Below are 22235 nucleotides of genomic sequence, written 5' to 3'. Positions count from 1 at the left end.
TGGGGTTGGCGGCCTGGCCCAGCGCCTCGCCGGATTGCAGGGTGAAGCCGATGACCTGGGCGAAGCAATGGAGTTCCACGTCGGTCTGCACGTCATGGCCGCGCATGAGGTCGACGGCGGCCTGCCAGGCCTCGTCCATGTTGCCGCCGGCGCCTTGGAGCATGAGCATGGCGAGGTTGTACAGGACGGCACGGACGAAGGCTGTGGGGAGGTCGAGGAGGGAGATGGGCATGGGGGCCTGCGGGAGGGGATGGGGTGCGGTCTATTAGGTCTATATTCCCCTTCAAGTCAAGGAATTTCTCTTTAGTCCTATGAATGGACGGGCAGGCACCCCGCCATCGCCCCGGCGAACCCATCAGCCGGCGGCCGCCTCCCCTCGCCTGCCCAGCACCCAGATCGCCGCCGCCGCCCCGGCGGCCAGCGCCAGCACCACCGTCGCCAGCGCGTTCAATACCGGCGTCGGCCCCAGGCGCAGCGTCGAGTAGACCACCATCGGCAGCGTCGTCGCGCCGGGTCCGGAGGTGAAGCTGGCGACCACGACGTCGTCCAGCGACAGCGTGAACGCCAGCAGCCAGCCGGAAACCAGCGCCGGCGCCATCAGCGGCAGGGTGATGCGCAGGAAGGCCATGACCGGCCCGGCACCCAGGTCCATCGCCGCCATCTCCAGCACCGTGCCGCCGGCGGCCAGCCGCGCCTCCACCACCACCGCGACATAGGACAGGCACATCGTGGCGTGCGCGATCGCGACGGTGCCGGCGCCTCGGCCGTTCGGGACGCCCAGCAGCATCTCCGACGCGACGAACAGCAGCAGCAGCGACAGCCCGATCAGCAGGTCCGGAAGCACCAGCGGCGCGGCAAGCAGTCCCGCCATCGTCCGGCGCCCGGCCAGGTTCGGCATGCGGGCCAGCGCGAACCCCGCCAGCCCGCCCAGCACCGTCGCCCCCGTCGCCGCGACCGCCGCGATCCGCAGCGACAGCAGCGCCGCGTCGATCAGCGTCCGGTCATGCAGCAGCGCGCGATACCAGCGCAGCGAGAAGCCGGTCCATTCGGTCATCAATGAGGACGCGTTGAAGCTGGTCGCCACCAGCACGGCGATCGGGCCGTACAGGAACAGCAGCCCGCCCAGCAGCCAGGCGGTCAGGAAGCGGGACCGGGTCATCGGCGCCGCACCAGGCTGGCGGGCAGCGCCAGGCCCAGCAGCAGCACCAGCGCCAGGGCGGCGGCCTGCGGCCAGTCGTTGTTCTGGAAGAACTCCTCGTAGATCACCCGCCCGATCGTCAGCGAGCCCGGTCCGCCGAGCAGGTCGGGGATCACGTATTCGCCGGCCACGGGGACGAAGACCAGGGCCAGCCCGGCCCAGACCCCCGGCAGGGACAGCGGCAACGTCACCGACAGGAACACCCGCGCGGGCGAGGCGCCGAGGTCCGCCGCCGCCTGCTCCAGCGTCCGGTCGGCGGCGGACAGCCGCGCCTCGATGGGCAGGATCATGAAGGGAAGGTAGCCGTAGACCATGCCGATCAGCATCGCCGCATCGGTGTGCAGCAGCCGGATCGCGGGCAGGCCCAGCGCGCCCAGGACGGCGTTCAGCAGGCCCTCGTCGCGCAGGATGCCGATCCAGGCCGTGATCCGCAGCAGGAACCCGGTCCAGAACGGCAGGATCACCAGCAACAGCAGCAGGCGGCGGTGCCGGGGGGCGCTGCGGGCGATCGCCAGCGCCATCGGGTAGCCCAGGACGAGGCACGCCGCCGCCGACAGCGCCGCCACGCGCAGGCTGAACAGGAACCCGTCGCGGTAATAGGGATCGCTGAACACCGCGGCCAGCGCCTCGAACGACAAGCCCAGCCGGAACGGCGGCACCGAATCGGCGCTGATCGAGACCGCCATCACCGCGATCAGCACGGCGGGCAGCGCCACGAAGCCGACCAGCCACGCCCAGACCGGCAGGACCGCGAGGGCTCGCCGCATGCTCAGTCCCTCAGCAGCATGCCGGCGTCGAGCGGGATCGCGACATGCAGCCTTGCGCCGGGCTGGGGTGGCAGCGCGCCGCGCTGGACGGGGCGGGCCATGCGGAGCACCGAACCATCCGGCAGGCGCAGCGTGATCTCCTGCGTCGCGCCCCGGTAGAGAATGGTCTCGACGACGCCGACAAGGCTTCCCGTCGCGGAGGCCACCACGTTCTCGGGCCGCACGCCCAGCAGGACGCGCTCGCCGGCACGCGCGTTACCCCGGACCACCATCTCGGTCCCGCAGTTCAGCGCGATCCGCACCAGCTCGTCGGCGCCGCCGATCACCGTGCCCGGCAGCAGGGTGGCGGCGCCGAGGAACTCGGCGACGTAGCGGTTGACCGGATGTTCGTAGACCGCGGCCGGGGTCCCCACCTGCTCCAGCCTTCCGGCGCGCAGCACGCCGATGCGGTCGGCGCTCGACAGCGCCTCTTCCTGGTCGTGGGTCACGATGATGGAGGTGATGTCCAGGTCGCGCAGCAGGCGCAGCAGGTCGGTCCGCGTCTCCTCCCGCAGGTTGCGGTCCAGCGCCGAGAACGGCTCGTCCAGCAGCAGCAGCTTGGGGCGGCGCGCGAGGCTGCGGGCCAGGGCCACGCGCTGCTGCTGGCCGCCGGAGATGGTGTCGATGCGCCGTTCGGCGAACCCGTCCAGGCGCACCAGCGTCAGCAGTTCAGCCACCCGGGTTTTCAGCGCCGCGCCGCGCATCCCCATCCGGCGGAGGCCGAAGCCGATGTTCTCGGCGACGGTCATGTGCGGGAACAGGGCATAGGACTGGAACATCGTGTTGACCGGCCGCTGCCAGGGCGGCAGGCGGGTGATGTCCTGGCCGTCCAGTTCGACCCGGCCGGCGTCGGGCGCCAGGAAGCCGCCGGCGATCTTCAGCAGCGTGGTCTTGCCCGATCCGCTGGCGCCCAGCAGGCAGAAGATCTCACCGCGTTCGGTCGACAGGTCCAGCCCCTGCAGCGCCGGCGTGGCGCCGTAGCGCAGGGCGATGCCGATGAACCGCGCGAACGCCAATCAGCCTCCGGCTTTCAGGCGCAGCCACATGCGGCTGCGGGCGCGGGCGGCCGCGGGCGGGACCGGGCCGACGGTGAAGAAATGCGCCTGCGCCGCGGCGGGCGGGTAGATCGACGGGTCGTTCAGGATGGCAGGGTTGATCAGCGCATCGCTGGCCGGGACGGCGTTAGGGTAGCGCACCTTGTTGGTGATCGCCGCCATCACGTCGGGCTGCATCAGGAAGTTGACCAGTGCCATGGCATCGGCCTTGTGCGGCGCGTCGGCCGGCACGGCGAGCATGTCGAAGGCAAGCTGCGCGCCTTCCTTGGGCGCCACGTAGCGGACCTGGACGCCGTTCCCGGCCGCCGCCGCCCGCGTCGCCGCCTGCACCACGTCGCCGGAGTAATCCAGCGCCAGGCAGGTCTCGCCGTTCGCCAACTGCTCCACCGCGCCGCCGCCGACGAAGCCGCGGATATAGGGACGGATCGCGTGCAGCGCGGCCTCCACCGCCGCGAGGTCCTTGGGGTCGGTGCTGTTCGGGTCGCGGCCGAGCCAGCGGAGGACGACGGGGACGACGTCGATGGCGGAGTCGAGGATGGTGATCCCGCAACCGGCGAGGCGCTTGGCGTTCTCGGGCTTGAACAGCAGGTCCCAAGAATCCGTCGGCGCGCCGGGGGCCAGTTTCCTGACGTCCGCGACGTTGTAGCCGAAGCCGGTGGTGCCCCAGAGATAGATGGCGCCGTAGCGGTTGCCGGGGTCGGAGCTGGCGACCCGTTTCATCTGCACCGGATCGAGATTGCCCAGGTTCGGCATCTTCGCCTTGTCCAGCGGCGCCAGCGCACCGGCGCGCACCAGGCGGGAGAAGGTCGGCTCGCTGGTCGGCACCACGACGTCGTAGCCGGAATGACCGGCGAGCAGCTTGGCTTCCAGCGTCTCCAGGCTGTCGTAGACGTCGTAACGGACATGGATGCCGGTCTCGTGCTCGAACCGCGCCAGCACGGCCGGATCGATATAGTCGGTCCAGTTATAGAAGTTGACCGTCCGGTCCTGCGCGTGCGCGGGCAGGACGGCCAGAACCAGCAGCAGGGTCAGGAGGAAGCGCGGGACCATCGGCCACTGTCCCTGCCATAAGCGGCGGCGGGGCGCTACCCTGATCGTTACCGATCGGCCTTGAACCGGACCAGGGCGTCGCGATCGACCTCGATCCCCAGGCCGGGGCCGGCGGGGACCGCGACGGCGCCGTTCACCGGGGCGATCGGCGTTTGCAGCAGGGCGCTGCGCACCGGGTGCTCCGTGCGGTCGAATTCCAGCATCGGCTCGACCGGCGACAGCGACGGCGGGGTCCAGGCGGGGACGACCGCCAGCAACTGCACGGCGGCGGCGACGGCGACGCCGGTGCCCCAGACATGCGGGGCGAAGCGGACGCCGAAGGCCAGGGCCATGTCGGCGATCTTCTTGCCCTCCGACAGCCCGCCGGCGGCGCAGAGGTCGGGCTGGATGATGTCGGCCGCCCGCCGTTCCAGCAGCGCGCGGAAGCCGATGCGGGTGAACTCGCATTCGCCGGTGGCGACGGGGATGGACAGGGCGGCCTTGACCGCGGCATGGCCGTCGAGGTCTTCCGGCGGCACCGGCTCCTCGAACCAGCCGATATCCGCGTCCTCGATGCGCCGGCCCAGGCGGATGGCCTCCACGGCGTCATAGGCGTGGTTGGCGTCGATCATCAGGCCGATCTCCGGCCCGATCGCCGCCCTGACGGCATGGACGGCGCGCACGTCGTCCGCCACCCCGAACCCCACTTTCAGCTTCATCGCCGTGAAGCCGAGGTCGCGGGATTCCAGCGCTTCCTCGCACAGATAGGCCGCGTGGTTGGGGCGATCGCGGCGGTAGAGGCCGGTGGCATAGGCCTGCACCGTCTCGCGCACCGGGCCGCCCATCAGGCGATGGATGGGCTGGCCGAGGGCTTTCCCCTTCAGGTCCCACAGCGCGATGTCGATGCCGCTCAGGCCCTGGATGACGACGCCCTTCTGGCCGTGGTCGCGGAAACGGGCGTAAAGCTCGTGCCACAGATACTCGGTGCGCAGCGGGTCCTGGCCGACCAGGAAGGTGCCAAGCTCCCGCACCACCGCGGCGTTGATATGGGCGGGACCGTAGCATTCGCCCCAGCCGGTCAGGCCGTCGTCGGTGGCGACCTCCACGATCATCGACATGCGCTTGGCATACCACATGCGCGAATACGCGAAGGGTTCCGAGAGTTGCGCTTCCAGAACGTGCGCGTGGACGGCGGTGATCTTCATGCCCTTGCTCCTAAGGCTGTCCTGGGTTCACCCATGGGCCGCCGGGTCAGCGTGCAGACGGCGATGGTGGCGACGATCGATAGCGTTCCGCACAGGACGAGCGCGACCTTGAAGTCCCCCGTCGCGGCGACGAGGTAGCCGGTGACGATCGGTCCCGCGATCCCGAAGGATATGCCGCCCAGCGTGAAGAACGCGTAGGTGCGTCCGACATCGGCCGGCGATCGCAGCCTGTCGTTCGCCAGCGCGAAGTTCATCGACTGGGCAAAGGTGTTGAACGTCAGTGCGATGGTCAGCACGACCGTCGCCAACTCCACCGATCCGACATAGGGCGTCAGCACGATCGCGGCGGACAGCAGCGCGCCCAGGGCCACGGCATAGCGCCGCATGCCGTCGCGCAGGGCCTGGGGGCTGAGCATGCGGTCGCAGACGAAGCTCAGCGCGATACTGAGGAAAATGCTCAGCGCGAAGGGGATGGCGGTATATTCGCCGGCCTGCAGCACCGTCAGGTGGTAGGACGATTGCAGAAACCCCGGCAGCCAGGCGAGGAAGAAATACGAAGTGTAGTTGATGCAGCCCTGGGTCAGCGCCAAGCCCCACAATGTCGGCGTTTCCGTCAGCAGGCCGCGATAGCCGACAGCGGCGCCGGATTCGATCTTCGGGGCGCTGTCGCGTTCCGCCAGGATCTTCGATCGTTCCGCCTGCGTCAGCCAGCCCGCCTGGTCCGGGGGATAATAGGCGGCGGTCCACACCATGACCCAGACCAGGCCCAGCACGCCCGTGACGAAGAAGGACGAGCGCCAGCCGTAGACCGTCGTCAGCCAGGCCACCAGCGGCGTGCCCAACGCCGGGCCCGCGTTCGTGCCGGCATACCAGATGGCGGTGACGAAGCCGCGTTCGGTGCGGGGCGTCCATTCGCGGATCGCCGAATGCGCGCAGGGGTTCGCCGCGGACTCGAAGACGCCGAGGCCGAGCCGGGTGACCAGCAGGAAGACCAGGGAGGAGGCGAAGCCGCCCAGGCCCTGGAAGACCGACCATCCGCCGGCCGCGATCATGCTCATGCGCCGCGCGCCGACCTTGTCGGTGATGGCGCCGGCAGGCAGAAGCGTGAGCGCGTAAAGCCACAGATAGGAGGAGAACAGGTACCCCAGCGCGACGGGGCCGATCCGCATCTCCTTCGCGATGGTGCTGCCCACCACGCCCATCATCGCCCGATCGAGGGAGTAGATCGACAGGAACAGGAACAGCAGCAAGTAGACAACGTAACGACGTTTGTCGCGCATCATTTCCCCTTCGGGTTTCCCCTTCTCGGGTTTCCCTTCTTGGCCGGCGTTCGTTGACAGCCCCGGCTCGGCGCTTAGTATCCCCGGCGCTTAGTATTACGATATGAACCTAACAGCCTGGGGAACCAGGGCAAGGGGCAGGAGGGCGGCGTCGCACATGGCAATCAACCGCAAGCGGCTAGTGTATTTCGAGCGGTGGTTCGACCCGATCGCCGAACAGATCCTGGGCGGGCAGGACGACATCGAACTCGTGCGGCTGCTTTATGCCGATCCCCAGGCCGATAACTGGGCGGACCTGTCGACCGCCGTGGGCTACCAGGTCAGCGCCCGGACGGAGCTGCAGGAGCCGTGGTTCGGCAACGCGGCGCTGATGGAACGGTGCCCGAACCTGCTGGCGATGTCCTCGGCCGGCGCGGGCTATGACGTGATCGACGTCGACGCCTGCAACGCGGCCGGCGTGATCGTGGTCAACCAGTCCGGCACCAACAGCGAGCCGGTGGCCGAACACGCCATCGCCCTGATGCTGGGGTTGACCAAGCGGGTCGGCTACACGCACCGGGCGATGATCAAGGGCCAGGCGAACGACCGGCTGGAGCTATCGGGCAACAATATCCAGGGCAAGACCGTCGGCATCGTCGGGATCGGCCAGATCGGCCGGCTGACCGCCAAATACGCAAGCGCGTTCGACATGCGCGTCCTGGCGTTCGATCCCTACCTGACCGAGCAGCAGGTCGCCGAACGCGGCGCCCGGAAGGTGGACTTCCCGACCCTGCTGGCCGAGTCCGATTTCATCACCGTGCATTGCCCGCGCAGCAAGGAAACCATCGGCATGTTCGGTGCCGAGGCATTTTCCCGGATGAAACCAAACGCCTATTTCGTCAATACCGCCCGCGGCAGGATCCATGACGAGACCGCGCTGCTGGATGCCCTGACGTCCCGGCGCATCGCCGGCGCGGGGATCGACGTGTTCGACGTCGAACCGCCGCCGCCCAACCATCCGCTGCTGCACCTCGACAACGTCATGGCCACGCCGCACATCGCCGGCGGCACGGTGGAGACGATGCACGAGATGTCGAAGAAAGCGGCGGAACAATGGATCGCGCTGCTGCGCGGACGCGTGCCGCCCCGGCTGGTGAACCCCGAGGCCTGGCCGGCCTATTCCGACCGGTTCGCGCGGATCGTCGGCTTCCGCCCCGACGCGATCGAGGCCTGAGATGGCCGCGCCCTCCATCGAAGATCGTTTCGGCATCAACGACCTGTTCGTCCGCTACACCTGCGCCCTGGACGCCGGCGACGCCGAGACGGTCATCGACTGCTTCACCGAGGACGGCACGCTGGTCAGCCCCGCCGTCGGCGAGCACACCGGCCGCCCCGCCATCACCGCCTTCGCGCACCGGTTCGCTCGGTTTCAGGCCAGCGGGTCGCAGCTACGGCACGTGATATCCAACCTGGTCATGTCGGTGGACGGCGACCGTGCCCATGCCACCTGCTACCTGACCGTGTTCCTGACCAAAGACGGGCAGAGCCGCCTGCTGGCCCCCGGCCGTTACGACTGCGAGCTGCGCAAGGCCGGCGGGCAATGGCGGTTCCAGCGCCGCGTCGTGCTGCACGACCATGACTATGTGCTGGAAGGCATCTGATACCGACCTGCGCACGCCCCGATCGCCACGGATGAGGTCACGGTCGGCGCCGCCCGGCATGAAACGTATCGGCGCCGGGTTTTCGTTGACGCTGGCGAGACGGCACTCGATAATATTGTATGTCGTCGCAGCCTCCCCCCGGCATGCTTCCCCCTGGCATGCTGCCCCTGAAGCGGAACCTCCGAGAGCAGCTTGTCGAGCAACTTGGCGGCGATATCGTGCGCGGGCGGCTGCGGCCCGGCGATCCGCTGCCGAACGAAGAAGAACTGCTGACCCGCTACGACGTCAGCCGCACCGTCCTGCGGGAGGCGCTGAACGTCCTGTCCGGCAAGGGCCTGCTCGACGCCAAGCCGCGGCGGGGCACGATCGTGCGGCCGCGGTCGGACTGGAGCCAGCTCGACCCCGCGATCCTGGGATGGCGCGACGATCCGGCGCAACCGGCGGGCGACAACCTCGACCAGTTGATGGAACTGCGGCGGATCATCGAACCCGCGGCAGCGGAACTGGCGGCCAGGCGCGGGACGGCCGACGACCATGCCATGATCGCCAAGGCCTATGACGCCATGGTCGCCGCCGGCGACGACGTCCCGGCCTTCGTCGACGCCGATGTCAACTTCCACGTCGCCTGCCTGACGGCCGCGCGCAACGAATTCCTGCTGCCCGTCACGCACGCGATCAGAGCGAGCCTGATCGCGTCGATGCGGATCACCAATCGGGACAGCGAGCAGAACCGGCGGGTGACGCTGCCGCTGCACGCAGCGATCCGCGATGCGATCCTGGTCCGCGACGGTTCGGCCGCGCGGAAGGCGATGCAGGTGCATCTCGACAACACCGAACGCCGCCGCGCCGCCTTGGCCAAGCCCATCCCGGCGAAACCCGCCCCGGGAAAAGCCGCGCCGAAATCGAAACGATAGCCGTTACCGCTGCAGGTTCACCCTCGCCAGGTCCACGACCTGCGTCGCCCTGCCGTTCATCACTGCTTTCAATAGAAACAGTCCGAAATTCCGAGCGTCCTGGAAGGACGTCTTGGGGGGCATGACGAGCTCCTGCCGGGCGCTGACGACGTCGACCAGCACGGGGCCGGGATGGCGGAAGGCGTCGGTCAGGGCGGCTTCCAGCGCTTGCGGCTTCTCCACGCGGAGTCCCTTGATCCCCATCGCCTCGGCCATCGCCGCGAAATCCGGGTTCTTCAGGTCGCAACCGGTGTCGAGGAACCCGTTCGCCTTCATCTCCAGCTCGACGAATCCCAGCGTCCCGTTGTTGAGGACGACGACCTTGATGGGCAGGCCCATCTGGGTCAGCGTGATGAAGTCGCCCATCATCATGGCGAACCCGCCATCGCCCGACATCGAAACGACCTGCCGCCCCGGAAAGGCCGACTGGGCGCCGATCGCCTGCAGCAGCGCGTTCGCCATGGAGCCGTGGTTGAACGATCCGATCAGCCGGCGCCGCCCGTTCAGCTTCAGGTAGCGCGCCGCCCACACGGTCGGCGTACCCACATCGCAGGTGAAAACGGCATCGTCGGCGGCCAGTTCGCTCACCAGCCGCGAGACATATTGCGGGTGGATCACCGCGGTGTTCGGCCCGCTTTCCGCCAGGGCGTCCAGGTCGGCGCGCGCCTTCCCGTAATGCGCCAGGGCCGCGTCCAGGTGCTTGCGGTCCGCCTTGTCGCGCAGCTTGGGCAACAGCCGTTCCAGCGTCTGGCCCACATCGCCCACGACGCCCAGCGTCAGCGGACAGCGATTGCCCAGCGCCTCCGGCCGGATGTCGACCTGCACGACCCGCGCCTGTTCCGGATAGAACTGCCGGTACGGAAAGTCGGTCCCGAGCATCAGGAGCGTGTCGCAGTTTTTCATGGCGGCATAGCCGGAGGCGAAGCCGATCAGCCCGGTCATGCCGACGTCATAGGGGTTGTCGTGCTCGACATGCTCCTTGCCGCGCAGCGCGTGCACCACCGGCGCCTTCAGCGTGCCGGCGCACCGGACCACGGCGTCATGCGCGCCCGCGCAGCCGGCACCGCACAGGATGGTCACCCGGCTCGCTTCGTTCAGGATGGCGGCGAGCCGGTCCAGATCCTTCTCGGACGGGCGGATATCGGGTTTCGACGGCGCCAGCCAGGCCGGAACCGGGGCGTCCAGCGAGCCCAGCGCGACGTCGCCGGGAATGACGACCACCGCCACGCCGCGCCGCGCGATCGCCGTCCGCATCGCGCGTTCGAGGATCTGAGGCAGTTGCGTTGGTTTTGAAACCAGCTCGCAGTAGTGGCTGCACTCCCGGAACAGGATTTCCGGGTGCGTCGCCTGGAAGTAGTCGATGCCGATCTCGCTGCTGGGGATATGGGCGGCGATGGCAAGCACGGGAACACGGCTGCGCTGGCAGTCGAACAACCCGTTGATGAGATGCAGGTTGCCGGGGCCGCAACTGCCGGCGCAGACCGCCAGTTCCCCGGTCAGGTGCGCCTCGGCGCCGGCCGCGAAGGCGCCGGCCTCCTCGTGGCGCATATGGACCCAGTCGATCTTCGCCCGCCGCCGCAGCGCGTCGGTGAACCCGTTCAGGGAGTCGCCGACCACGCCATAGACCCGCTTGACGCCGGCCATTTCAAGGGTTTCGGCAAGATAGTCAGCGGCGGTTCCTGGCATCTGCGTCTCCGGACTGCTTCAGTCCGGCACGGTATGCTGGCGCACACGACGGGATCAAGACGGCAGGGTCAGCCCCCGCAGCTTCTCCACGACCATGGAAACCAGCGGATCGCGCATCATCCACAGATGGCGGGCCGGGATCTCCAGGCGGGTCAGCGGCCCCTCGAACAGCCCGCCCCAGCCGTTCAACCCGTCGATGTTGAGGAAATCCAACAGCGTGTCGCGGATGGTGCCCTGCAGGAACACCACCGAACCCTTGAACGGCCGGAACTGGTAGTTCGCCTCGGCCTGCAGCAGGCTCATCGCCAGCGGCCGGCCGCTGTCCGGCACCCATTCCGGCACCCGGCCGGGCGGCACGGCGTTCCGCGGCTGGCCCAGGGCGACGATGGCGTCGCGCGTCTTCTTCTTCACCCGCTCCGCCTGGCGGTTCGCCCAGGTTGCGGTTTCCTTCATCTTCGGGCCTGCCGGCCGGTTGGCCGCCCAGATCTCCTTCAGTGCGCCATAGCCGCGCCGCGACACCCATCGCCCCACCTGCGGCAAGGACATGTTCGCCCGGTAGATATACGGGTCGATCATGATCAGCGTGACGTCCTCGCCCGCGTCCTGCAGCGCGTGGGCGACGGCGAAAGCCGGGACGCCGCCGAAGGAATAGCCGACGATCCGATACGGTCCCCGCGGCTGAACCTTTCTGATCGCGGCGACATAGGCCGGCGTCAGGACGTCGAGCGACGGGTTGGCGATGATCGCGTTCTCCAGCGGTCCGGGCACCAGGCCATAGACCGGCTGGTCCGGCGCCAGAAGCCGCGCGAGGCTGACATAGGTCAGCGTGCGGCTGAACAGATCGTGCAGACAGAACAGCGGCGTCTTGTCACCCAGCGGCTGGAGCGTCGACAGGTGGCTGGTGGGGCGGGTGTGGGTCGTTTCCAGCAGCGGCGCCAGTTGGTGCGGCGTGGGCGCCTGGAACAGCCATCCGGGGGAGACCGGCTGTTCCAGCAGTCGGCCCAGGAGCGCGGCGGCCTCCATGACCAGCAGGGAATGGCCGCCCATGTCGAAGAAATTGTCTTCGCTGCCGTATTGGTCGATGCCCAGCACCTGCTTGAAGCTATCCGCGATCAGCTCCTCGATCGGCGGCATCCAGTCCGGTTCCGCCGGCGGCGGGGATCGGACCAGGACGGGCGCCGGCAGGGCAGCGCGGTCGACCTTGCCGTTCGCCGTCTGGGGGAAGGCGGGCAGCGCGACAAAGGCCGAGGGTATCATGTAATCGGGCAACCAGGTGCCCACATGCTGGCGCAATTCGACGCTGGACGGCGCGTTCCCCTCGGCGACGATATAGGCCACGAGTTGCTGGTTGTTCGGCTGGTCGCGGCGCGCCAGGACCACGGCGTCCCGGACCGACGGATGGCGCTGCAGGGTCGCTTCGATCTCACCCAGTTCGATGCGGAAGCCGCGGACCTTGACCTGGTGGTCGATGCGGCCGACGAACTCCAGTTCCCCGGCGGCAGACCAGCGGACGAGGTCGCCGGTTTTGTACATCCGGGATCCGGGTGCGCCGAACGGGTTGTCGACGAACCGGTCCGCCGTCAGGTCCGGCCGGCCGAAATAGCCGCGCGCCAGGCCGTGCCCGGCGATATACAGTTCCCCGACCACGCCGATCGGCACCGGCTGCTGGCGCGGGTCCAGGACATAGACCTGGGTGTTGGTCAAAGGCCGCCCGATCGGCGGATCGCGGTCCGCGCCGCGCGCCGCCAGCGCCACCGTGGCATAGGTGGTGTATTCGGTCGGGCCGTAGAGATTGTAGACCCGCTGTATCTTCGCCGCGTCATACAGCGCCTGGACCACCGGGTTGCCGAGTTTCTCGCCGCAGGCGATGACGGACACCACGCTGTCCGGGATGGAACCCGACCGCGCCAGCTCCGCCAGCGCCGAGGGGACCGTGTTCAGCATCGTCGGCCGACTGGCCGGGTCCGGCGGGTCGAGCGGATCGTCCACCAGGATCATCGCCCCGCCGGTGCAGAGCGGCACGAACATCTCGAACACCGACAGGTCGAAGCAGATGGAGGTCGCGGCGACGACGCGGGCGATTTCCGCCGGCGCGAAGGTGCGGCGCGCCCAGTCCACCAGATAGCCGGCACTGTGGCGCAGCATCGTGCCTTTCGGGCGGCCCGTGGACCCCGAGGTATAGATGACATAGGCCAGGTCGTCAGCCGAACCGGTGGTTACCGGCGCAACGTCCGGCAGCGCCGCGACGGCCGCCCGCGTTTTTTCGACGTCGACGATGTGCCCCGTATGCGCAAGGCTCAATCCCAGGGCGGAGCGGGTGATCAGCACGGGGGCGGTGGAATCGGCCAGCATATAGGCCAGGCGCTGCATCGGATATTTCGGGTCGAGCGGAACATAGGCGCCGCCGGCCTTCAGCACGGCGAGGATGGCGACGATCAGGTCCGGCGTCCGGTCCAGGCAGATGCCGACCGGGACATCGGTGGTGACGCCAAGCGCCTGAAGATGATGGGCGAGCTGGTTCGCCCGCCGGTCCAGCTCCCGATACGTCAGTTCGCGGCTGCGGTGGACCAGCGCGATCGCGTCGGGGGTCCTGGCGGCCTGTTCGGCCACCAGCGCTTCCAGCCGCCGCTCGGTCGGATAATCCGTCGCCGTATCATTCCAATCCACCAGCAGCCGCTTCCGCTCCGCCTCCGACATCAGGGGCGTCAAGGCGATCGGCTGGTCCGGGTCCGTGGTGACCGCATCGAGAAGGTTGCGATAGTGACCCATCATCCGCTCGATCGTCTCCGGCTCGAACAGATCGGTGGCGTATTCGAAGTCGCACAGCATGCCGGTCGCGGTGCGCCAGACCTCGACTGCCAGCTCGTAGCGGGACCCGGCAAGGTCCAGCGGCTTGTGGGTCAGTTCGGCGGCGCCCAGGCGCAATGCCTCACCGGGCAGGTTCTGATAGGCGATCGCGTGCCGGACGATCGGATTGTGGCCTTTCACGCGGCGCGGCTGCACCGCCTCCACGATCCGGTCGAACGCGATATGCTGGTGCGCGAACGCGTCGACCGACGTCTGGCGGACGCACGCCAGCAGTTCGGCGAAGCTCTGCTCGGGATCAAGGCCCGTGCGCAATACGAGCGTATTGACGAACATGCCGACGACGTCGGCGTATTCGGGCTTGTCGCGGCCGGATGTCTGGACGCCGACCAGCACGTCGGCCTGTCCGGTGTAACGGAACACCAGTAGCTTGAACGCCGCCAGCAGCACCATGAACGTCGTCGCGCGGTTGCGGCGCGCCAGCGCTTCGATCCGAGCGGTCAGGCCGGCGTCGAGAGGGATGGAGACGCGGCGGCCGGCGCCGGACGGCGTGCGGGTGCTGTCGTCGGCCAGCGAAATGATCGGCAGCTCACCCGATAGTTTCCGGCGCCACCAGGCCAGGTCCGCCTCGGTCGTTGCTTCGTCGTTCCTGGCCTGGGCGACATAGGCCTGGTAGTCGGCGCGGAGCGGCGGCAGGGACGGTTCGATGCCGGCGGCATAGGCGGTGTAAAGCCGGTTCAGGTCCGCACCGATCACGCCCAGGGACCAGCCGTCCGCGACGATGTGATGGGCGACGGCGGTCAGCACATAGGCCTCATCGGCCGTGCGCAGAAGTTGCACACGGAACAATGGTCCTTGCTCGAGGTCGAAGGGGCGCTGCACCTCTGTCCGGGCCATCGCCACCGCCCGGACCTCGGCATCCGGTTCGCCGCGCAGGTCGGCGTAATCGATCCGCCAGTCCGTGGCCGGGACATGTTCGACCTTGGGCGTCCCATCGACGTTCAGGAACCGGCTGCGCAGCGCCGCCTGGCGTTTCAGCAGGGCGCGGAAGCTCGCCGCCAGCGCGTCGCGGTCCAGCGTGCCGCGGATATCCAGCGCCCAGGAGATGTTCCAGACCGGCGTGCCCGGATTGATCTGCTCCAGCAGCCAGATCGAGCTTTGCGCGCGCGACAGCCCAAGAGGGAGCGGCCCCCGCAGGGATGGTTCCCTGGAGCACGGCTCACAGGGAGGTTGCTCACGGGGCGGCGGCTCGACGGCGAACGATTCGGGGGGGCTGGCGGCCTCTTCCTCGGCAGCCGGCGCGGACCCGCCCGACAGCAGGCGCAGGATCTGCGGCTTGTAGACGCTCATGCGTTCCCGCAAATCCGGGGTCAGGGCCCCCGGCGGAGCGTCGCAGATCAACTGGTTCCCGGCAGCCGTAAGGCCGATGCTTTTCTCGCGCAGTTCGAGAAGGAATTCGACGACCGGCCTCATAGGAGTATTCGCTCATGCTCCTGCGTGGCCCCGCTTCCGGCCGGCTCACCCTGCGGCAGCATCAGCTCGAAATACCGCGTGAGATCGGCCATCGTCGGGCAATCGAAGAAAAGGGTCGACGGGAAGGTCATGCCTGACACGGATTGCAGGTCGTTTTTCAGTTCCAATCCGACCAGCGAGTCCAGCCCCAGGTCCAGCAACGGCTGATCGTCCGGCAACGGTGACGCCGGATCGAGATTGAGCAGTTCGCCCGCGCGCCGCCGCGCGAACGCCACCAGCACGCCATGCCGTTCGGTACCCACGGCAGCCGCGAAGGACTGGGTGTATTCGGCCAGCAGGGTGACGGCGCCCGTCTCCACCACCCCGGTCGAATCGCCCGGCGGGGCTGTCATCAGCAGCGCCTTCATCAGGGTGGGGGGACGGCGGGAGCCGATCGTCTTGCGCACCAGCGGCCAGTCGAGCGGCAGGACCGCGACCTGCGTCTCGCCCGAGGCGATCGCCTGTTCCAGCACTGCCATGCCGTGTTCGGGCGTGATCGGGATCGCACCGGTCGATGCGCCGCTTTGCACCACCTCGCGCTTGACGGCGAGACCGGTGCTCGTCCACAGGCCCCAGTTGAGGCTAAGGGCGGTCAGGCCTTGGGCGCGGCGATGATGCGCCAGCGCATCGAGGTAGATATTGGCCGCCGCGTAGTTCGACTGGCCGGGCGTGCCGAGCAGCGCGGCGGCCGAAGAATACAGCACGAAGAAGTCGAGCGCGTGGGCACGCGACCGCTGGTGCAGCAGCCATGCGCCGACCGCCTTCGCGCCGAAGGCATGAGCGAGGCTGGCCGGCGTCTGGCGGCTGATGGCGGCGTCGTCGAGCGCGCCGGCCGAATGGATGATGCCCTTCAGCGGCCGGGAGTCCGCCTCCACCCGCGCGAACACGGCCTCCACGCCCCCCTGGGTGCCAATATCGGCGACGACGACCTCGATCTCGGTCCCCGCCGCGCGGGCGGCCTCGATCCCGGCCAGCGCCTCGGCCTTGGGCGGGTTGCGTCCCACCAGGAACAGCTTGCCCGCGCCCTGCTTGACCAGCCAGCGGGACGTCAGGTCGCCGATGAAACCAAAGGCGCCGGTGACGATGTAGCTTCCTTCGTGCGACGCCAGCGTCCCGTCCGGCCGCTCCGGCAGTTCGGCTTGCGTCAGCGTGGGCGTCAGGACCTGCCCGTCGACCAGGGCAAGTTCCGCCTCGCCCCGCCCGCCGGCGATCACCGCGGCAACACCTTTCCAGTCCGGTGCCGCCGCATCCAGGTCGATGAGCGTGGCGCGCAGGTCGGGGGCTTCGGACACCAGCACGCGCCCCAGGCCCCAGAGCGGCGCCAAGGCCGGGGAGGCGACGCCGCCGGCCGGCTGCGCACCCGTCGTCGCCACGTACAGGGCGGGTGCGGACGGGCCTTGATCCATCAGCACCTGCACGATCGCCAGCAGGTCTTCCAGCGCGACGCGCGAGGCCCCAGCCGGATCGGCGATGCCGGCACCCAGCGCCGGCACATACAGCCACGCCTTGCCGAGATGCCCGGCAACCAGGGCCTCCAGGTCGGGCCGCGTCAGGGCGCCGTTGACGACCGGACGGTCCTCGACACGCAGCCCCGCGGCTTCCAGCGCCGCCCTCGCCGCCTGGGCGGCGGTGGGGTCCCGGTGCAGCACCAGCACCGGCCCCACGGTCACGCCGGCCGGCGGGGCGGATTCGGCCGGTCGCCACTCGACGCGGTACAGCCCCTTCTCCGCGGCCGGCACCTGCTGGGCCGTTTCGTTGCGGCCGATCCGCTTGCGCCATTCGGCCGGCCAGTACCGAGCGCGCTGGAACGGGTAGTTGGGCAGGTCGATGGAATCCGGTCGATCGCCGGCATGGAACGCGTGCCAGTTCACCGTCGCGCCGGCCAGGTAGACATAGGCCAGTTCACCCAGCAGCCCCTCGTCGTCGACCACGGACAGCGCGACCATCTGGTCCGCCAGCCCCTTCGTCCGCTCCCGCACGCCGTGACCCGAGCCGATCGCCGCGAGACCACCGGCCGGCAGGGACTGCCCTACGCCGACCGTTTCTTGGCAAGAACCGACCAGCAGCGGCACCGTCACCGGCCGCGCGACGACGCCGCGACCGTCACCGGTATCGAGCAGCACGGCCGCGTCGTCCGGCGACAGGCCGGAGACGGCCAGCGCCGCCGCGATCTCACCCGCGCCATCGCCGGCGGCGAGGGCCGGGGAGATGCCCCACGATTTCCAAAGCCCGCACAGCGCGAGCTGGAACCCGACCTTCGTCGCTGCCGCCGACAACGCGCCGCCGGCGGCACGGCCGGGCTGGGCCGCGATCCAGGCGTCGTAGGCCGCGCGGAAGACCGGCTCCGTCTCGTGCAGCCGAACGATCAGGCCCCGATCGGCCGGAGCGTCGCCGAACAGCATGCCGACCCGAGGCGGACGGTGCTGTGCCACGAACGCGGCGCGCACCCGGCTGTTGGCATCCCCCTGGCTGAACCGGCGCAGCTCCCGCTCGGCATCGGCTGCGCTGGCGGTGACCAGCGCCAGCCGGTGCGGGAAATGGGCGCGCTTCAGGTTGGCGGCCGCGGCAAGCGCGGCGATGTCCGTCTCCGGCCGTTCCGCCAGCAGGTCGGCATGGCGCCCCGCCAGCGCCGCGAGCGCCGCTTTCGACTTCGCCGACAGCGTCAGCAGCGTGCGCGACCGCGCGCGGCCGGGTTCCGGCTCGACCCGGGGCGGCGGCTCCGACACCACCAGATGGACGTTCGTGCCACTGATGCCGAACGCGCTGACGCCGGCGATGCGCGGCTTGTCTGCCTTGGGCCAGGCGACCGCCTGCCGCGGCACCCGCAGCGGCAGCTTGTCCCAGTCGAACCGCGGGCTCAGCGTTTCGGCGTGCAGGTGGCGCGGGATCGTCTCGTGACGCAGCGCCAGCAGCACCTTGATGATGCCGGGCATGCCCGCCGCGGCTTCCAGGTGGCCGATATTGGTCTTCACCGACCCGACGATCAGCGGCTCCTCCCGCTGCTCCGTTCCGAAGACCCGCGCGAGGGCCGACAATTCGATCGGATCGCCCAGCGCGGTGCCGGTGCCGTGGGCCTCGACATAGGACACGTCGTTCGGCGAGACGCGGGCGTTCGCCAGCGCCGCCTTGATGACTTTCTCCTGCGCCGCCCCGTTCGGCGCGGTCAGCCCGCCGCTTTTGCCGTCCTGGTTCCAGGCGCTGCCGCGGATGACGCCCAGGATCGGCTCGCCGCTCGCCATCGCGTCGGACAGCCGGCGCAGCACGATCACGCCGCAGCCTTCGGCACGCACGAAACCATCCGCGTCGGCCGAGAACGCCTTGCAGCGCCCGTCTTTCGCCATCACCTGCATCGAGCCCAGCATATGGGCGACTTCCGGCATCAGCAGCAGGTTGATCCCGCCGGCCAGCGCCTGGTCGCACTCATTCGCCCGCAGGCTCTGGCAGGCCAGGTGGATCGCCGAAGCCGCCGCCGCACACGCGGTGTCCATCACCGTGCTGGGGCCATTGAGGCCGAAGATGTAGGAAAGCCGCCCCGCAATGACCGAATGGGCCGCGCCGGTCAGCATGTAGCCGTTCAGCTCCATGTCGGAGTCCAGGCCGATCATGGAGAAATCGAATCCGCTGACGCCGATGAACACACCGGTCTCGGGGTCGAGCGCGTCGATCGGCGTGCCGGTGTTCTCCAGCGCCTCCCAGCAGGTTTCCAGCAGCAGACGCTGCTGCGGGTCCATCAGCTCGGCTTCCTTGGGCGATATCCCGAACACGGACGGGTCGAATTCGTCGACCTGCTTCAGGAAGCCGCCCCAGATGGGACCCAACTCGTTGATTTCCTCGATCGGCGAACGGGTCATGGCCAGCCGCGCTTCGGGCGCGCGCTGGATCGCGTCGCCGCCACGCTCCAGAAACGACCAGAACGCCTCGGGCGTTTCGGATCCGCCAGGGAACCGGCATGCCATCGCCGTCACCGCGATCGGCTCCGCCGCACCGTTGCCCGCCCGCGAACGCTCATAGAGCTCGGCCGCCAGCAACGCCAATTTCTTGGGCGGCAGCTTGCCGATCCGGTCGAGGAAGTTCTCCATCATGTCAATCCTTAACGGACTTCAAACGTTACGCAACTATTTCGGCGCCGAGGTTCATCAAACGCGCGTCAACCTCCTCGTCGCTGAGTCCCTCGATCAGGGCGAGCAGGTCTTCGCCATCGTCTGCGCGCTGGGCCGGCACGGATTTCGACGGGACGGGTGCAACCAGGCCGATACTGTAATCGGCAAGGCCGTTGAGCGTGGGGCAGTCGAAGAGGATCGTCGCCGGGACCTCCCGCTGCAGCGCATAAGCCAAAGTGTTGCGCAAATCGACTGCTAATATCGAATCCAGTCCAAGTTCCTGCAGCGGCTTGCCGGGATCGATGCGTCCCGGGTCTTCGATCCCCAGGGCAGCCGCGGCGATGACCTGCAATTGGCCGATGACCGCCATGCGCGCCTCCTCGCCCGAGGCCCGTGCGATCACCGCGGCCAGGCTTGGCGTGGCGCCTGCCCCCTGGGCATCGGCCGCGCCGCGCACGCTGGCGAAATCCGCCCAGACCGACGCGGCGTTGCGCCCCATGGTGGCGATCAGGCGCGGCCAGTCGATCGGTGCGATCGCGATCTGCGGCACGCGTGCGCCGCGCAGCGCGAAGCCCAGTGCCTCGATACCGCGCGCCGGCTTCATCGCGTTGAACCCCGGCGCGACCGATGCACCGCCGGGGCGGCGGGTCGCCCAGCCGATATCGGCCCAGGCGCCCCAGTCGACGCTCAACGCCGGCAGTCCCTGATGCCGGCGCAGATGCGCAAGCCCATCCAGCGCCATGTTCGCCGCCGCGTAATTCGCGCCGCCGCGCGTGCCCGCGATCGCGGCGAAGGACGAGAACAGCACGAAGAAATCCAGCGCCCGGCCAGCCGTCGCGTGATGGAGGTTCCAGGCGCCTTGCGCCTTGGCCTGCATGACGGGCGCGAACCGATCCCAGCTCAATTCGCCGACCGGCGCGTCGTCCAGGACATTCGCGCAATGGATCACGCCCCGCAGCGCCGGTCCTGCCTGATCGACGATCGCCGAGACGGCCTCGGCGGCGCCCACGTCGCCTTGGACCGCGGTCATGTCGACCCCCTTCTCCCGCCACGCCGCGATGCGGGCGGCGATGTCGGGTGCGGGCGGACGGCGGCCCAGCAGCAGCACGCGCCGCGCGCCCTGCCCTGCCAGCCATTCGGCCGCCGCGAAACCAAGCCCCGCAGCGCCGCCGGTCACGATATAAGCGCCATCGTCGCGGACCACCGGGCGCGGCGGCGTCAGCACGAGCTTGCCGATATTGCGCGCCGAGGCGAGGTCGCGGAACGCCGTCTTCGCATCGGCAAAGTCATAGTCCCTGTGCGGAACCGGCCGCAGGTCCCCCGCCGTCATCGCGTCGAACAGCGCGTCCAGCCGCGCCATCGTGTCCGCGGGCGCATCCCGCAGCCGATCCGCGAGGTCCACGGCGGTATAGTCAACATCCGGCCACGCGGCGGACACCGTGGCCTTGTCGCGGATGTCCGTCTTGCCGATCTCCACGAACCGCCCACCGGGTGCGAGCAGCGACAGGCCGGCATCGACGAACGCCCCCGACAGGGAGTTGAGGATGACATCGACCCCTTTCCCGCCGGTCAGGCGCCGGATCTCCTCGGCGAAGTCGAGCGTGCGCGACGACAGCACATGCTCGACACCCAAGCCGCGCAGGAAGTCGCGTTTCGCGTCGGACCCTGCCGTCGCGAAGATCTCGACGCCGGCACGCCGGCAAAGCTGCACCGCGGCATAGCCGACGCCGCCGGCAGCGGCATGGATCAGCACACGCTCGCCCGGCCGCATCTTCGCGACCGCGTTCAGGCAGTAATCCGCCGTCAGGTAGACAAGGCCCTGCGCGCCCGCCGCCTCGAACGACAGCGCCGCCGGCTTGGCGGTCACGCGGTCCTGCGGCGCGACGGTGAAGGTGGCGAAGCTTCCGGGCGTGATGGCGACGACCGCGTCCCCCGGCTTGAAGCGCGTCACCGAGGCACCGGTACGGCTGACCACGCCCGCGCACTCGCCGCCCAAAGTCGCGCCGCCGCTGATCAGCCCGACGACGCTGACGACGTCGTGGAAATTGAGCGGCGTGGCTTGTACCTCGATCTCGACCTCATCCGCCGCGAGGTCCCGCCGTTCGGCCGGGCGCCATGCCAGCCCGTCGAGACCATGTTCGGACGCCAGGCGCACCGGGCCCTGCTGCTCCGCGAATTCCATCCCCCGCGCGCGCCGCAGGCGGGCGGCGAAGCGCCGGCCGTTCCGCCAGGCGACCCAATCGTCGCCGGCCCCGGCGATGACTTCCCGAGCGATATCGTTGCCGGACCGGACGGGATCGGCGGGATCGATGTCGATGCGGGTGCAGCGCAGTTCCGGGAATTCGTTGAAGATCGTGGCAGCGAGGCCCGAAAGTCCCGCATCCGTCAGCATCACGGCCTCGTCCGGATCGACCGCCTGAACCTTCCGGGTCACCACGTAAAGCCTGCAGCCCGCCAGCAGCGCTCGGTTCGCATGATGCCGCGACAGGGCCAGCAATCCGCGCACGCCCGGTTCGGCCGACATCGGGCCCGGTTCGGCGATCGCGTCGGGCGGAACGAAGATGACTCCGCGCGCCTGGCCTCGATGTTCCAGGATCTGCTCCAGGGCCGGGTCATCGGCGGAACAGGCCGTGACGGACTGGTGCGAGGCCTGAAGGCCGGCAACCAGCGCCGCCGCGATGCGGCCGTCGCCGACGACGATCCAGCCGGCGTCGCCATCCGGGCTTTCATCCGCGATCGGCGCGGCCTGCCAGCCGAGTTCGTACATCCAGGACTGGAGGTCGTCCTTGGGCCGAGCGCCGCTGATGTTCTGGAATCGCAGCGACGTGCATCCGGCGAGCCATGTGCCGTTGGGTGTGTAGACGGCGAAGTCGAGTTCGGGTGCGCTGGGATCGTTTCGGCTGAGACGGACATGCACGACCACCTGGTCCGGCCAGGCGGCCCCGGCGGTGGCGAACCGGCCCAGC

Annotated in this window: 14 protein-coding genes; 3 read left to right on the top strand and 11 right to left on the bottom strand. The window is 69.2% G+C overall.

Annotated elements, in window-relative coordinates; all coding sequences use genetic code 11:
* The 7 genes from VHB27_RS16405 to VHB27_RS16375 form a co-directional block, all read right to left on the bottom strand.
* Positions 1-232 (bottom strand): hypothetical protein (locus tag VHB27_RS16405; protein ID WP_325602385.1); only part of this gene is annotated, 232 nt, incomplete at its 3' end.
* 123 nt (positions 233-355) lie between these two features.
* Positions 356-1159, bottom strand: a complete 804-nt coding sequence (locus tag VHB27_RS16400; RefSeq protein WP_325602383.1) for a putrescine ABC transporter permease PotI — start codon at positions 1157-1159, stop codon at positions 356-358.
* A complete protein-coding gene (locus VHB27_RS16395; protein ID WP_325602381.1) occupies positions 1156-1965 on the bottom strand; it encodes an ABC transporter permease in 810 nt (269 codons plus the stop codon). The genes VHB27_RS16400 and VHB27_RS16395 overlap by 4 nt, the downstream gene beginning before the upstream one ends.
* A gap of 2 nt (positions 1966-1967) precedes the next feature.
* Positions 1968-3020 carry an ABC transporter ATP-binding protein gene (locus VHB27_RS16390; RefSeq protein WP_325602379.1) on the bottom strand — a complete coding sequence of 351 codons (1053 nt, stop codon included), beginning with the start codon at positions 3018-3020 and terminating at the stop codon, positions 1968-1970.
* On the bottom strand, positions 3021-4109 hold the full coding sequence (locus tag VHB27_RS16385) for a polyamine ABC transporter substrate-binding protein (protein WP_325602376.1): 1089 nt from the start codon (positions 4107-4109) through the stop codon (positions 3021-3023). It abuts the gene before it with no gap.
* Positions 4110-4156: 47 nt separating this feature from the next.
* Positions 4157-5293: a mandelate racemase/muconate lactonizing enzyme family protein gene (locus VHB27_RS16380; RefSeq protein WP_325602374.1), complete on the bottom strand. Its 1137-nt coding sequence runs from the start codon at positions 5291-5293 to the stop codon at positions 4157-4159.
* The gene (locus VHB27_RS16375; RefSeq protein WP_325602372.1) at positions 5290-6573 is read right to left on the bottom strand and encodes an MFS transporter; all 1284 of its coding nucleotides are present in this window, start codon (positions 6571-6573) and stop codon (positions 5290-5292) included. Before VHB27_RS16375 ends, VHB27_RS16380 begins: the two co-directional genes overlap by 4 nt.
* 157 nt (positions 6574-6730) lie before the next feature.
* Here VHB27_RS16375 and VHB27_RS16370 point away from each other — a divergent pair, with 157 nt between their 5' ends.
* The 3 genes from VHB27_RS16370 (at position 6731) to VHB27_RS16360 (ending at position 9127) form a co-directional block, all read left to right on the top strand.
* On the top strand, positions 6731-7786 hold the full coding sequence (locus tag VHB27_RS16370) for a hydroxyacid dehydrogenase (RefSeq protein ID WP_325602370.1): 1056 nt from the start codon (positions 6731-6733) through the stop codon (positions 7784-7786).
* Position 7787: 1 nt separating this feature from the next.
* Entirely contained in the window at positions 7788-8213 is a 426-nt protein-coding gene (locus tag VHB27_RS16365) for a nuclear transport factor 2 family protein (RefSeq protein ID WP_325602368.1), read from the top strand.
* A 119-nt stretch (positions 8214-8332) separates the two neighbouring features.
* Positions 8333-9127, top strand: coding sequence for a FadR/GntR family transcriptional regulator (locus tag VHB27_RS16360; protein ID WP_325602366.1), 795 nt, complete (start codon positions 8333-8335; stop codon positions 9125-9127).
* A gap of 3 nt (positions 9128-9130) precedes the next feature.
* On the opposite strand, the gene poxB is transcribed toward VHB27_RS16360, so the two are convergent.
* The 4 genes from poxB to VHB27_RS16340 all read right to left on the bottom strand — a co-directional run.
* A complete protein-coding gene (poxB, locus tag VHB27_RS16355; RefSeq protein WP_325602364.1) occupies positions 9131-10852 on the bottom strand; it encodes a ubiquinone-dependent pyruvate dehydrogenase in 1722 nt (573 codons plus the stop codon).
* Between the two features lie 54 nt (positions 10853-10906).
* Positions 10907-15130 carry an amino acid adenylation domain-containing protein gene (locus VHB27_RS16350; protein ID WP_325602362.1) on the bottom strand — a complete coding sequence of 1408 codons (4224 nt, stop codon included), beginning with the start codon at positions 15128-15130 and terminating at the stop codon, positions 10907-10909.
* On the bottom strand, positions 15127-19251 hold the full coding sequence (locus tag VHB27_RS16345; protein ID WP_325602360.1) for a type I polyketide synthase: 4125 nt from the start codon (positions 19249-19251) through the stop codon (positions 15127-15129). The genes VHB27_RS16350 and VHB27_RS16345 overlap by 4 nt, the downstream gene beginning before the upstream one ends.
* A gap of 25 nt (positions 19252-19276) precedes the next feature.
* The coding region (locus VHB27_RS16340) for an SDR family NAD(P)-dependent oxidoreductase (RefSeq protein ID WP_325602358.1) at positions 19277-22235 on the bottom strand (2959 nt) is incomplete at its 5' end.

The organism is Rhodopila sp., from assembly GCF_035548235.1.
Taxonomy (GTDB): domain Bacteria; phylum Pseudomonadota; class Alphaproteobacteria; order Acetobacterales; family Acetobacteraceae; genus Rhodopila.
Note: the sequence above shows the minus strand (reverse complement) of the source record. Positions and strands in the feature narration are given on the sequence as shown.

Coding starts and splice junctions, on each gene's coding strand:
- VHB27_RS16400 (WP_325602383.1), bottom strand. CDS start 1,159: ATGACCCGGTCCCGCTTCCTGACCGCCTGGCTGCTGGGCGGGCTGCTG.
- VHB27_RS16365 (WP_325602368.1), top strand. CDS start 7,788: ATGGCCGCGCCCTCCATCGAAGATCGTTTCGGCATCAACGACCTGTTC.
- VHB27_RS16370 (WP_325602370.1), top strand. CDS start 6,731: ATGGCAATCAACCGCAAGCGGCTAGTGTATTTCGAGCGGTGGTTCGAC.
- VHB27_RS16360 (WP_325602366.1), top strand. CDS start 8,333: ATGTCGTCGCAGCCTCCCCCCGGCATGCTTCCCCCTGGCATGCTGCCC.
- VHB27_RS16385 (WP_325602376.1), bottom strand. CDS start 4,109: ATGGTCCCGCGCTTCCTCCTGACCCTGCTGCTGGTTCTGGCCGTCCTG.
- VHB27_RS16380 (WP_325602374.1), bottom strand. CDS start 5,293: ATGAAGATCACCGCCGTCCACGCGCACGTTCTGGAAGCGCAACTCTCG.
- VHB27_RS16375 (WP_325602372.1), bottom strand. CDS start 6,573: ATGCGCGACAAACGTCGTTACGTTGTCTACTTGCTGCTGTTCCTGTTC.
- poxB (WP_325602364.1), bottom strand. CDS start 10,852: ATGCCAGGAACCGCCGCTGACTATCTTGCCGAAACCCTTGAAATGGCC.
- VHB27_RS16395 (WP_325602381.1), bottom strand. CDS start 1,965: ATGCGGCGAGCCCTCGCGGTCCTGCCGGTCTGGGCGTGGCTGGTCGGC.
- VHB27_RS16345 (WP_325602360.1), bottom strand. CDS start 19,251: ATGATGGAGAACTTCCTCGACCGGATCGGCAAGCTGCCGCCCAAGAAA.
- VHB27_RS16350 (WP_325602362.1), bottom strand. CDS start 15,130: ATGAGGCCGGTCGTCGAATTCCTTCTCGAACTGCGCGAGAAAAGCATC.